Source organism: Enterobacter cloacae complex sp. FDA-CDC-AR_0132, from assembly GCF_003010695.1.
Lineage (GTDB): Bacteria > Pseudomonadota > Gammaproteobacteria > Enterobacterales > Enterobacteriaceae > Enterobacter > Enterobacter ludwigii.
This window is the reverse complement of the sequence record NZ_CP027618.1, coordinates 4,336,498-4,349,332: the sequence shown is the minus strand read 5'-3', so window position 1 is coordinate 4,349,332 and position 12,835 is coordinate 4,336,498. Positions and strand designations below refer to the sequence as shown.

Sequence of the window (12,835 nt, the reverse complement as noted above, 5' to 3'; positions counted from 1 at the left end):
ACTCTCCTTGAGTATTGCAGGTGTTAATTAGCCGGCAATTGTACACCGGATAACACTGTCGTGGCAGCATCAAGGCTTGTATGGAAAAGCATATCTTTGTAAAGCGGCGGTAATCCAAAGCGCGCACGGGCACGATTACAGGCTTCATTGACCTGCCCATCCTCACCTGACATGGAAAATTCCCGGCACGGGCTGGGGCGGTGCTCGTAGATAGAGCACCGGGTGGACACCCCAGGTTCACCTTGAAGCGCAGCGCATCGGCACGGTTTTTGGTTGGTGCCGCTCATGCAGCGCAGAAAAGGCGTTAACGGTTCAGTGAGATGAACCGGAACGGTACCGCCGCCATCGCTGGCTTCGGCCCAGTAGAAAGAGACTCGAAAATACGCACAACAGGCTCCGCACGTCATGCACGGGTTAAAATCACTCATGGCACACCTGCAAAAGAAGAACGCATCAAATCAACTTGTGAGAGCGCTAAATTATCCAGCCGCGAGAGGAAGAGCAAGAGGGTGAAAAGAGAAAATTTTGTAACGCCGAAATGCCAGAAATTGACCTGACGACAACTTATCGCTTTACGGTGTGTCACCAAAAATTAACCCAGATCAATGAATGTTAACTTACTGGTTTTAATGTGATCTGTAGCAGATCACTTATTACTCATTTGTGAGTATATTCTCCTCCGCGACTAAAACCACAACGATGGAGCGGATATGAAAAAATTAGCGGTGGCAGCCCTTGTATTAAGCAGTCTCTCTGGCGGCGCGTATGCGCATGAAGCAGGTGAATTCTTTATTCGTGCCGGTTCGGCAACGGTGCGTCCAACAGAAGGCTCTGATAGCGTACTGGGTATGGGCGGTTTTAACGTCAGCAACAATACCCAACTCGGTTTGACCTTTACGTATATGGCGACGGAGAACATTGGTGTTGAGCTTCTGGCAGCAACGCCATTCCGTCATCGCGTCGGTTTAGGGCCAACCGGGGATATCGCGACGGTGCACCATTTACCGCCAACACTGATGGCGCAGTGGTACTTTGGTGATGCTAACAGTAAGGTGCGTCCGTATATTGGCGCAGGGGTGAACTACACCACCTTCTTCGACGAGAAATTTAACGATACCGGTAAAGAAGCCGGGCTTACCGATCTCAGCCTGAAAGACTCGTGGGGTGTTGCGGGGCAGGTGGGGCTGGATTATCTGATTAACCGTGACTGGTTAATTAACGCCTCGGTCTGGTACATGGACATTGATACCGACGTTCGCTTTAAAGCGGGCGGTGAGCAGCAAAGTATCAGCACTCGCCTCGATCCGTGGGTGTTTATGTTCTCCGCGGGTTATCGTTTCTGATTTATCCCCTGAGACTGGCCTGGTTATGGCCAGTCTTGCTTCGGGGGGCGATTAAGGTTGCCCCTCCATATTCCAGCGTGCTGTACTCATCTCATCAAATACATGCTGAACCGTAAACGGCGGAAATACTGCCCGTTTAGCCGCGTCAGTCAACGCCTGACCATAACCTATTCACACCATTCCTAAAGTCGAGGTGCAGATTGCATCGTTTACCGCTTCATGCGTGAGGATCGGTCAGGGCGGCGTCCAGTGATTGCTCAATGGCGCAGGCCTGTGGCCCTGGATACGATAATAAGCCCCGATAGCACGGGGCTTATCTTTCCTCGCAGGCACGCTAACGCACCACCAGCACCGGGCATTTTGCGTGGCGCACGACGACCGCAGCGTTAGAGCCTAACAGATAGGTCGAAATATCAGGTCGATGAGACGCAATAATTATCAGGTCTGCATTGATACTCTCAGCCAGTTTCAGGATCTGATCTTTAGGCGTGCCAGAAATGGCGTGGGTCTGAATGCGGTCGGCCGGTAAATTGAACTGCGTAACGATCTCATTCAATTTCGCCAGCGCCTCCTGCTGCATTTCTTCCAGTTTTGGCATCTCAACGGAATAGGCCAGACCAAGAGAGGAATAGTAGGGGAAAGAAGGAACGACAGTCAGAAAATGCACTTTGCCGTTACTGATTGCTGCGTTCGCCTGAACATAGGGAATCACCTGTTCGGTCAGGCGACGCTCTGAAATATCGACAGGAACAAGAATTGACGCAAACATGCCACACCTCCTGTTTGTTTTTTATCCACTTTAAGTGTAGTTCCGGGGGAGAACAGAGGGCTGCATTTACCGCCAAAGTGGGACGTAAGGCGGATTTTTGGGGCAGGAAAGACGCCCCGGTTAAGGAGCGTCTGTGGCGGGATTATTTCTGTATCAAATAACGAATGGTTGGCCCATCCTGTTGAATGTCCAGTACGGTGTAACCGTGGTTTTTAGCATCCAGAGGAATGTTGTTGATGGACTGCGGGCAGTCGCTCACCACCTCCAGAATTTCCCCTTTCCTGAGCTGAGGCAGGGCTTCCAGCGTAGCGACAGCGGGATAAGGGCAGGGTTCGCCCACCATATCCAGACGATAGTCAGGCACGATCTCTTTCATGCGGCATTCTCCTGCGTTTCATTTTTGACAGCGGCACGGCGGAAGAACCGTTTCTCCTGCGCAATCACCAGTAAAAAAGCGACCAGCAGCAGGGCGTACGTCACTAACAGGCCACCGAGTGGGCCGAACGTGCTGAGCAGGTTGACCTTATCCCAGTTTGTCGCGAGGACAGGAGAAAGGGAATCCCAGTAGTACGCGAGGAGAGTTGACCCGAGCACGTTCCCCAGGCCAACCCACCAGTAATGCACCTGACCTTCAACGGCGCGGTACATCCAGCCGGTTTCACAACCGCCAGCCAGCACAATCCCGAAGCCAAACAGCAGGCCGCCAATCACCGCATTCGGGCCGGCCCACATGATTTTCGGTTCAACACCTAACTGAACATAGCTGAAGATGCCGATAGCACTCACCGCCATCCCGGCAATAATCGCTTTTGCCATCATTGTCCGCCCGGTGATCCACATATCGCGAAACGCTGAAGTAAAGCAGATCTGCGCGCGTTCAATAAGCAAACCAAAGCCCACGCCAAACAGCATTGCCAGACCCAGTTTAGGTTGATTGAGCGCTGTACACAGTCCCCATGCCACCATGGCGAAAAAGACCAGCATCCCCAGGCGGAAACGACGGTGTGCCTGAGCCGGTTTTTGCGTCAGCGGCGATGCGGCGCTGACCTTAACCATCCTGACGGGAATACGGAACAGCGGCAAAAGGGTAAATTTTGCGCCAAAGTAAGAACCGATGGCGGTAGCGATGGCAAAGAACCAGGCATGTAGCGAAAACTGTGGGATACCGGTAAAGAAGGCGGCAAGGTTACAGCCCATCGCCAGGCGCGCACCGAAACCGGCAATCATGCCGCCGATGACCGCCTGTACGATGCGGATCCGACTTTTTGGCATTCTCAGCTTAACGTTGTTTGCCCACAGCGCGGCGGCAAAACAGCCGCCGAACATGCCGATGATCATCATCCCGTCGATGCGGGTCAGCGGAGTGCCTTCCAGATGAATGAGCTTAAAGTAACCCCACTCTTCAGCATGCACACCGGCAAGCTGCAGCAGCTGTCCACCCCAGCGGGTAAACTCGCCGGTTACAGCCCAGAACGTACCGGTAATGCCGAAGTAGTAAGTAGACAGGATCCCCGCTGCGATAACTGCGGGTACAGGTGACCAGAACTTAACCAGGTAAGTTTGTTTGAAGTATTGCCATGACATGAGTAAGCCTCTGAACTCAGAAGGTATATTTGGATTTAACGGGCTGGAATATATAACTTTTTTTCTTTCTCCAAAACCTCTCCAGACCGTTTATCCAGAATAGCTCCATTTTTTATGACCTCCGTCATTAAATCTTCTCTCTTACGAATACCATTCATGGGAAAAACACAAGGGTAAGCTTGAGTCATTCTTTCCCGTGCACGTCGTTATGCCAGTCTGCTACTGACTGGTTTTATAACCAGTCAGGTTTACGTTGTTAGCCTACGTACGACAAATTAATCATTCATAAATGATAGTGAATTCTACTGCGGCGTTAGCTGGGCCGGCTTTAAGTGGAACGACGGCGCCATTTTCTGCGGTTGCGCGAACGCGGGAATACCGGGCACGAAGTGGGATCGTATAACTGGTGGCGGAACTACCTGCATAATATTGATTTAAAAAAGCTTTGTCTCGCCAGCTATAAAAAGCGCTATCGAGGGCGTTTGTATAAATCCCATTTGAAATCGATGGATCGTCAACCTCAACACAAACGCCTTCAGAAGCATTAGGGGCAGATTCGGTTTTTAAACAGGATTCTCCCATATAGGTGAATCCTTTTTCGTTGATAAAATCCAACCGGTAGGCGATGAGGTTAGGATAGTCTGGAACTTTAACATAGGTATTGCTGCTGCCTTCCCCTGCCCAGTTCGAGCCAACACTCTCATGCCGACCAGCCATCACTGGGCAGTTGATAAGCTGAATATTAAATTCTTTCCACGGTGAGTTCCAGTTAGGTCTCTGCATCATATCGGTTATTTCATACTCACCAAGATGTACATAAACATCCGGAGTCTGGCAGCTTCCAGCCACAACATTAACCGTTCCAGAGATATGGATACGATCGCTATTAAGGTTAAAATTTGCCGCCATGTTCTGACCCGGTTCGGCATAAGTAATGATGGCTGGGATATTTATCGGGACAGTCCATGTCCCTGCAGGGATATCACCGGTTTTCACCAGTCGGAAATATAAGTTGCGACTGATTCCTGTCAGTGATATTCCGCCAAAGGCAACAGAGGTGTTCACAGCAAATTCCTTTGTTACCGGAAGGTTCTCAGCAGTGCTACTGTTATCACCATATGTTAAGGAATAGCCAATGCCCTGGATGCCTGTTTCGTAAATCGTTCTTCCATTGATAGTCGTAGTCGATGCTGGCGGACCACCTTCGAATTCTATTTTAGATAGAGTGGAGAATGTGCCCGTAGCGGTTGAATCAGAAGAAATGCAGTCCATGTAACGCATGGCCTGATTGATGGTGGTACGTGAGATCTGCTGGACAAAAAGCTCTTCGCCCACGGGTAAGTCGCGAAGTGCGCTGACGGTGATACCGCCGGAGAGGATCGGAATATTGATATTTCTGAATTCAGGGGCCACCGGTACGATGACGTTATTCACTTGGGCACTGGTGCACGTTACCAGCGCGCGGGCAGGGAAGCTACAGAGTAGGGTACCCGCTATCAGTGCGCTCATCATGCTAATCAGATGTAAAAATCCGTGTTGTATCTGCATAGAGTTTATCCTTCAAACAATTTCAAACAGTGCGTTTCAATGTGCCACGCATCGGCTATTAAGGGTTACGATGTCACTGTTGTTTGCTTTATCGTGGTTCGGTAATTGGTAATTAAGCAGGCATTGCTGATGACGCGCTTTGCCCCATCGAACGTTCAACTGTCCGCTTTGCTCCGGTAGGCGAGCAAAGATGCGTCTTCCCTGGCCGACGACACCCACAACGCTATGATTGCTGTCATAGACGTCAGCGCCGAACGGTACGTCGGTATTTTCGTCAAGCATAATCAATGCGGGTGTACCGTAGGTTGTGCCATAGCTGAGCTTAACCACGGCACCGCTGTACGGTGCCACTTTTTGACTGGTCAAATTCAGCTCAATATCATTTGGCAAACCTTTCGGATCGAGGCTTACCTCATTCATTTGCCATGCATTGAGGTAGGGCACCAGCGCATAGCCGAAACGGTCAATGCTGACTCCGGGATAACTACTGACGGCAGCGCCTTTGGCGCCTTTAGCCTCAACCAGGGCCACTGTGTTCGCGGTATAAGGCGAGAAGGTGATACCACCACTGTGAAGTACGGCCGTGCCGTTCATGCCCAGTGAGTAATTGTGATAGTTTTTACCTGCCCCAGCTGCAGCTTGAAGCGTAGTTAAAGACGTGCGTAGCGAACTGTTAAAGGTACCGCTGCTGGAACCACCCTTATTCGCGTTCGCGGCACTCACGCTATAGCTGAGTGCATTGCTTTCCAGTGCGGTACCGCTCAGCCCCATTTGCTCACGCATTCGGCCTTCATTATCACGATTCAGGTTAACCGACATCTGGCTAAATACGTTGTCGCTTGAGAACGGAATGCTCATACTCAGCATATAGCGAGTTTCATTTCCACCTTCACCATTGCGGTTGCGACTCGCACTCAAACTGTAATTGACTTTGCCAATGTGGTTGTTATAACCAAACTGGTATTGATGATCGCTACCATGTTGATTCCAGTAGTCTTGTTGGAACAGGCTGGCATAGATGTTTCCCCAACCCTCAGGTAATCGCTGGTTAGCCGTCAGCCCCAGACGGCTCTTGGGCCTGTATAGCTCGATCTGGCTACTATTTTGTTCCAGAGCCTCACGCAGTTGCATGGCCGAAATGAAATCCATGTAGCCTTCTGTAGAGAAACGATAGGCCGCCACGCTGATATTACTGCCGGTCTGCTGAATCATATGGCTGTATTTCAGTTGATAACTTTCCCCGGACATCATTCGGCCATACTGCTGATATTGATGTGGCAGCTCAGTTCTGGCGTGCGTGACATCGAATGAGAAAGCACCTACAGGCGTGCCAACAGCGAGCCCTAGCTGTGCCGCTTTGTAATCCTCGTTACCCTGAATGCCGGTATAAGCCGTAAAACGATTGGAAAGCCCCCGACGCCATGTAAACTCTGCCAGTAACGGTTCATTTTCTACCCAGCCTTTACGCAGAGAACCCACGGTGGCACTGTAATGTGTGATGCCCGGGCGCAGAAGGTTACTGGTTGAGGCAAAGGGCACGCTCTGGCGCTGTACCGAGCCGTCTGCTTCTTCGATAATGACCTCAAGTTCGCCACCGTAACCGGTGGGGTAGAGATCGTTAATTTCAAATGCACCCGGCGCTACGGTCGTCTCCAGCAACAAACGATTTTGCTGCATCACTTTCACTTTGGCATTGGTTCTGGCAATGCCGGTAATTAAAGGCGCGTATCCGCGCTGGGAATTTGGTAGCATTTGCTCAGCGTTTGCAATTTGGATACCGCGAAAAGCAAGCGTATCAAATTGTTCGCCGGTGGTTTGCGTATCTCCCAACGTAAAACGGCTCCCAAAATCTGGGAGATAGCGTTGAACGTAGGTTTCAAGTGACTGATAGTGGCGACCGAAATCATTCTGCCAGTTCAGGCTGCCATTATGGCGAAAATGCCATCCTGATAAATTAATACCACCATTGATGCCCGCATAAAGCGCATCATTTTGATTATGATGAGCCACATTACGATAAAAGTTGGTATTGTAGTTTAGTATTCCGGCTGTAATGCCTTGATCCCATATTTCTGGATTAACATAACCCCGGGGACGTTTGATGAGATAAATTTCGGCAATCGATATGTTAAGTGTCTGTTCGCCGGTATCCAGCTCGAATGAAGCTTCGGGCAAAATCTTGTCAACCGGCAGGCATTCATCATCGCTCGCGCTGTTGAATAATTTAAGTGACTCTTGAGTGAGTTTGGTAGTATTAAACTCTAGCTGAACATAGTTTTTTTTGGCCAGACATATTGAGCCCTCAGCATTCACACCCGATCCATCTGCAACCTGGAGATCGTATTGCCCCATTGGATTGCTATTTATAATGACCTCAACGTTGTATTTACCGGGCAACGGAACGCCTTTTTGAAAACGACTGATATCAATGCTGTTTTTGCTTGTTGGATTGATAAAGTTGGTATTAAATTCAACAAAAGAGGTATTGGCTGCTTGAGCAACAGGAAAAAACGCCGTAGCAATGGCAATCGCTAATGGACAAAGCTTAAGCGTGCTGTTGATCTTAAAATTAAGGTTCCGTTCCATCATATCTTCCTGTAACTACATTTTATAATCTGTTTTGCAGCATTATTTCTTTTCGGTTTCAATGAGACGCATAGCGCCATAGTCATTAATAATGAATGGATAGTAATTTTGTGTGTTGCGGCTGAGCGTAAAGGTTTTTGTTGCGCCTGGGGTTATCATCCCACCGCTGCCGATACTGACTTTACCGTCTCGATCTTCTGAGAAGTAGGCAATATTGATAAAGTAGGGCGTTGGGTTGGTGGCCGTTATCGTGGTGCCATTTCGTGCCCATTTCATTTGCTGCGGTGCATCGCTGGCGTGAGTTAATAAGCCTGATGGGCGGAAAAAAAGTTTCAGACGAGAGCGGAAAGCCATCTGAAGCACATTTTTTCCTTCTGTGTTATTCACCCTGGCAGGAATTTCAAGCACGTTAAGATAGAAAATTGACTCTTTATCTTGCGGTAACGCTTCGCCGGTATAACGTATACGTAACGATTGACCTTTACCGGGGTCAACACGGTTGATAGGCGGGGTCAGCGTAAAGGGGGCTTGCGCATTGTCAGGACGGGACTTTGGATCACCAGAATCAATCCATGACTGAATTAAGACAGGTGATTTACCATTGTTTGTCATTTTAATGGAGACTTCTTTGTCTTTTTCTGGATATATGATCCTCGTACCAGAAATAATCACTGCACTTTGAACAGAGAAAGCTAAAAAGGCAGAGGATAAAAGTATTATGAAAGAGGGTAGTTTCATATTCATAACAAACTCCTTATTCAGGCGAGCACAATGCTCGCCTGTGGTCATAACAAATAAATAATCTTGTTATTATTCGTAATCGATGCTGAAATTGACCTGGCTTTTAACAGTACCTGGCGTGGTTGCCCCTAAGGCATAATAACGCACGGTATACGGCAGGCTTGCGGAACCACTGCTCATATCGTTGCGGGTAGTGTTTGTGGTCTGACTGGTGTTGCCCACCTGTAATGGGAGATCTGTTGCTTTGTCTACCAGTTGTAACTGTACGTTGGTCGCACCGTCTGCAATGCCTTCGTCAGTGTTCAGCAGGTTATAAGTTGTGTTGTCTACCGTAGATCCATTTTCAAAGAAGGCCGCAGCTGTTGAGGTGCTGGTTACGCCAGTACAGTTGGCAAGCTCAATGCTAAAACCAGTATCACCTATCGTCGCACCTGGAGTCTGCAACAGCGAGGTACTTACCTCTGGCAGTACAACTGTTGCTGGTGAAGCCTGGCCGTCAACGGTGATATCACAGGTGGTGTTGGTCAACTTACCTTGAAAATAAATAGTGCCATCGGATGCCTGAGCCTGCATGCCAACTAACCCAGATACTAATGCGGCAGCGATAAAGGTTTTTTTCATGTTCATTTTACAAACTCCATGTATGTTAAAATACTCATGCCGTTAAATTGGCATAAGTATGAGCATCAAAATTTTCAATACCCAGTTTTCACGAAGGAAAATATAATCTCAAATTACATCCAATCTTCCTGGAGGTGCTTTTGTTCGAGAGTTATATATGCCTTCGATAATTAAATGGTAATGCTGACTTTTATTTCAGTAAAGCCAAAATCCAAATTGGCGATAAAAATAGGACAAAATTCTTGGTTTTTATGTGTACTCACTTTTTAAGTTAAGAGTTTTATCTTAGAAATGTAATTGAACCGAGGATGTTTCAAGTGATTGAAACTGTATTAGATTTATCAGTTATATCCGTAATAATTATTTGTTATCCTGACATTATATAAGAAAAAATTCTTACTTTATGTAATGTCTCCTGCTACGAAACTGAGAAACTCTAAGGTAGTGAATATGTTCAACGATTTATTCTTACGGTAAGGGGTCCCGCGTCTTGATACTCTGGAGCTCTATTCGATAGCGTAGATGCCAGGACGACATTCATCCTGGGGCGCTACTGTCAAGAGTAAAAAAATAGCTGGAAAACTTCTATGTTGCTTTTTTGTTATCTAGTTGTTTGTTTGTGGATAAAATTTGTCAAATAATGCTTTATATTTATGTTAAGAGTGTTTTTTTGACGAATAAATAACCTTTTATGAAAGCGAAGTTGCGGTTAAAGAACGAGAAGTCCGCATTAAAATGAGATTATTCTTAATTCAGAATAATCGTTATACGCGCCACCAAGTGTTGGTGCTCGATAATTACAATGAGTGATAGTAACGATAATGTAAAAATATATTTTAAATAAATACAATTAAATTCATATAATTACACGTTCGCCAAATACTACAGGTAAATATTATTCTTTTTATGTAAAAGACGAAAGCATGTACCCAGCTTTGCATTTTAGAGTAAATCTTAAGAATTTCTAATCGATTTATGCCAGGATTTTTCCACTTAAAACAAAGATTGCTTCTTTGTAACTGGTGATGAATTATCGAAATGTTCGGACTTAAGGGAAGAAGAATGACTTGACACGTTATGGAGAATGCTATGGGAAAAAAATTGAATGTTGCTGAAGGCTCATGCCGGGAATCTACAATTACTATTATTACTCAGGATAAGTACTTCTTTTTAGCGCTAAAGTATTTAATCAATTCTATGTTGCCCGAAATTCTTAATGAAAAAGGTATTCTCTACAATGTTGCCCATTGTGAGAGTGTATTTCATATGAATTATCAAAATGAATTGCAATGTCCAGAAAGATTGCTTATCGCAGATTACGATGTGCGACTGATTGGGAATTCTCATGTGCTTAAATTAATTCAGGGAATGAAAATCTTCAGATCAATAATGCTGGTCATTCACAAAGAACTTCCTCTGGCTGGTGTTGATGGTTGCCTGTCTAAAGGTTTGTCAGTTGATGAGATTAAAAACACTCTCCGGGACTTTATTTTGCGAACGCCAGTATCAAAAAATATGGATAGCAACCATTTGCTGTCGCGTTTTACATCTCGCGAACACGAGATCATTCGAATGATATTAAAAGGTAAGCGTGTTGATAGTATTGCAAAAACATTGAAAGTGAGCCCCAAAACGATCTATGCGCACCGGACACGTATTTATCAGAAGGTTGGAGTGCGTAATCTTCAGGGGCTGTTTCAGCATGAAGGGTTGCTAACACCGGAGATCGATTGGCCAAAGGCCTGAGGCCTGAGGCCTTAAAATAAGTATCAAATTCAGCGGGTGGCTCAAACTTACTCAGACAAATTAAATTCAAAGTTCTCACCATAACGCTTTCAGCCTGGGTGTAATCTGAGGAAAACGATAATTAATTCTGAGCCACCCTATATTTTAGTGGATGCATAAAATTCGTTAAACCTACCACGCCCTGCCATTCGTACCGGTACCTTGATACTTGATACAAAAGGACGCACTGTCGGGCAATATCTCAGGTTGTATAGAATTCAATCCTTTCGCGGCTCCTCACGCAGAATACGCGAGCGGCAGACATCCAGAATTTCGTCAGCGAGCGCAGAATTATCCGGGCAGGCACGGGACAACACCAGAGCCCCGACAAGATGTGTAAAGGTGTCTATCAGGTCAGCACGTGAGACATTTTCGTCACTTAACATTGCCAGCTGACGTTCAACCCCAGCCGCAAATGTCTCTTTGATGGACCCGGACTGACGGGCGGTGTCGGTGCCCAGGGCAGACATCACACAACCCCTGGCCATATCATCGCGATGCTGTCGGGAGAGGTAATATTCAATGAATTTTTCTCGGTCCACACCCGCCAGGTTTTCCGCGGCGTGTACAAAACCACAGTTCATGGCTTCTGACATCAGATCGGCCTTTGAACCAAAGTGCTTATAAAACCCGCCGTGGGTTAAACCCGCCGCAGACATCAGCTCCGCCACGCCCACGCCGTCATAGCCGCGCTCACGAAAAAGTTCTGATGCCGTTTCAACAATGCGCATCCGGTTTTCCCGAACCTGCTCTTTTGACACTTTCATGCTTTCCCGCCCCCTTACAAAACAAGGCTCAATTATACATTGATGATGATCATAATCAAACCAGTTGACTTTATAGATTATGATCATCATCATTAAATCCATGTCCCCGACGGCGCTTCGCAGAGGTATGCGCGCTCTGTCAGTCTGACTGAGATCATCAAAGAGAGCCGGACATATCCCCGGATTTACCTGCATCGAACAGTGCAGATTCTGTTCAACATTGAATAAAGAAGATCACATATGACGAAAAGTTCAGTTCTCATTACAGGCGCATCGACGGGTATTGGTGCTGTTTATGCGCAAAGGTTTGCGAGCCGTGGACATGACCTGGTTCTGGTTGCCCGCGATAAAACAAAATTAGACGCACTCGCCGAGCGTCTGCGACAGGAGAAGGGCGTTTCTGTAGATGTTCTGCCAGCCGATCTTACTCAGGCAGCGGATTTAGCGACGGTGGAAGCTCGTCTTCGTGATGACGAAAAAATAGGGGTACTGATTAACAACGCGGGCATGGCACAGTCGGGCAATTTTGCCGGTCAGACGCCTGAGGCAATTGAGCGTCTTATCGCCCTGAACGTCACTGCGCTGACGAGGCTTGCTCGTGCCGCGGCGCCACGGTTTGTCAAAACCGGAGAAGGCGCAATCGTCAATATCAGCTCCGTCGTTGGGCTCGCTCCGGAATTTGCCATGACGGTTTACGGTGCCACCAAAGCCTTTGTGCTTTTCCTGTCGCAGGGATTGCATATTGAACTGTCCTCCGCGGGCGTTTACGTCCAGGCGGTACTACCGGCCGGCACTTACACCGAAATCTGGGAACGTGCAGGTATTGATATCAGTAAGGCGCCCGAGATGATGGAAGTGGGTCAGTTAGTTGACGCAGCCCTGGCCGGCTTTGATCGTCGCGAACTCGTCACCATCCCTCCTTTACAAAATGCTGCCCACTGGGATGACCTGGAGAAGGCGCGTCAGGCTCTGCTGGCGGATATCAATCAGGCTAAAGCGGCAGAACGGTACACAGTGTAGCCACGGGGATTCGGCATAACCCTATGCCGCGTTGTTTCCCTGCAGCGTGTTGTTGCGCTGCAGGGTGAGCA

12 protein-coding genes are annotated in these 12,835 nt (G+C 47.5%); 3 read left to right on the top strand and 9 right to left on the bottom strand.

The genetic code is table 11. The annotated features are described in order from the left end of the window. Positions 1 to 23 precede the first annotated feature (23 nt). Positions 24 to 428, bottom strand: coding sequence for a YkgJ family cysteine cluster protein (locus tag AM379_RS21055; protein ID WP_032678333.1), 405 nt, complete (start codon positions 426 to 428; stop codon positions 24 to 26). 282 nt (positions 429 to 710) lie between these two features. On the opposite strand from AM379_RS21055, the gene ompW reads away from it, so the two are divergent. Then, on the top strand, positions 711 to 1,343 hold the full coding sequence (ompW, locus tag AM379_RS21050) for an outer membrane protein OmpW (protein ID WP_014170432.1): 633 nt from the start codon (positions 711 to 713) through the stop codon (positions 1,341 to 1,343). Positions 1,344 to 1,677: 334 nt separating this feature from the next. On the opposite strand, the gene uspF is transcribed toward ompW, so the two are convergent. The 7 genes from uspF to AM379_RS21015 form a co-directional block, all read right to left on the bottom strand. Then, a complete protein-coding gene (gene uspF / locus AM379_RS21045) occupies positions 1,678 to 2,112 on the bottom strand; it encodes a universal stress protein UspF (protein ID WP_014170429.1) in 435 nt (144 codons plus the stop codon). 142 nt (positions 2,113 to 2,254) lie between these two features. Further along, entirely contained in the window at positions 2,255 to 2,488 is a 234-nt protein-coding gene (gene yedF / locus AM379_RS21040; protein WP_014170428.1) for a sulfurtransferase-like selenium metabolism protein YedF, read from the bottom strand. Further along, positions 2,485 to 3,696, bottom strand: a complete 1,212-nt coding sequence (yedE, locus tag AM379_RS21035; protein ID WP_032678332.1) for a selenium metabolism membrane protein YedE/FdhT — start codon at positions 3,694 to 3,696, stop codon at positions 2,485 to 2,487. Before yedE ends, yedF begins: the two co-directional genes overlap by 4 nt. Before the next feature lie 279 nt (positions 3,697 to 3,975). Further along, the gene (locus tag AM379_RS21030) at positions 3,976 to 5,244 is read right to left on the bottom strand and encodes a fimbrial protein (RefSeq protein WP_106504190.1); all 1,269 of its coding nucleotides are present in this window, start codon (positions 5,242 to 5,244) and stop codon (positions 3,976 to 3,978) included. A gap of 36 nt (positions 5,245 to 5,280) precedes the next feature. Next, a complete protein-coding gene (locus AM379_RS21025; protein ID WP_106504189.1) occupies positions 5,281 to 7,833 on the bottom strand; it encodes a fimbria/pilus outer membrane usher protein in 2,553 nt (850 codons plus the stop codon). A 39-nt stretch (positions 7,834 to 7,872) separates the two neighbouring features. Further along, complete coding sequence (locus AM379_RS21020) at positions 7,873 to 8,574, bottom strand: fimbrial biogenesis chaperone (RefSeq protein WP_106504188.1); 702 nt, start codon at positions 8,572 to 8,574, stop codon at positions 7,873 to 7,875. 66 nt (positions 8,575 to 8,640) lie between these two features. Continuing rightward, positions 8,641 to 9,198, bottom strand: a complete 558-nt coding sequence (locus tag AM379_RS21015) for a fimbrial protein (RefSeq protein WP_236900307.1) — start codon at positions 9,196 to 9,198, stop codon at positions 8,641 to 8,643. Between the two features lie 1,083 nt (positions 9,199 to 10,281). Here AM379_RS21015 and AM379_RS21010 point away from each other — a divergent pair. Next, complete coding sequence (locus AM379_RS21010) at positions 10,282 to 10,938, top strand: helix-turn-helix transcriptional regulator (RefSeq protein ID WP_158701866.1); 657 nt, start codon at positions 10,282 to 10,284, stop codon at positions 10,936 to 10,938. A 257-nt stretch (positions 10,939 to 11,195) separates the two neighbouring features. Here AM379_RS21010 and AM379_RS21005 read toward each other — a convergent pair whose 3' ends face one another. Beyond that, positions 11,196 to 11,744 (bottom strand): TetR/AcrR family transcriptional regulator, encoded by a 549-nt coding sequence (locus tag AM379_RS21005; RefSeq protein ID WP_106504186.1) that lies wholly within the window; start codon positions 11,742 to 11,744, stop codon positions 11,196 to 11,198. 240 nt (positions 11,745 to 11,984) lie between these two features. Here AM379_RS21005 and AM379_RS21000 point away from each other — a divergent pair, with 240 nt between their 5' ends. After that, entirely contained in the window at positions 11,985 to 12,764 is a 780-nt protein-coding gene (locus AM379_RS21000; protein WP_106504185.1) for an SDR family NAD(P)-dependent oxidoreductase, read from the top strand. Positions 12,765 to 12,835: the final 71 nt, after the last annotated feature.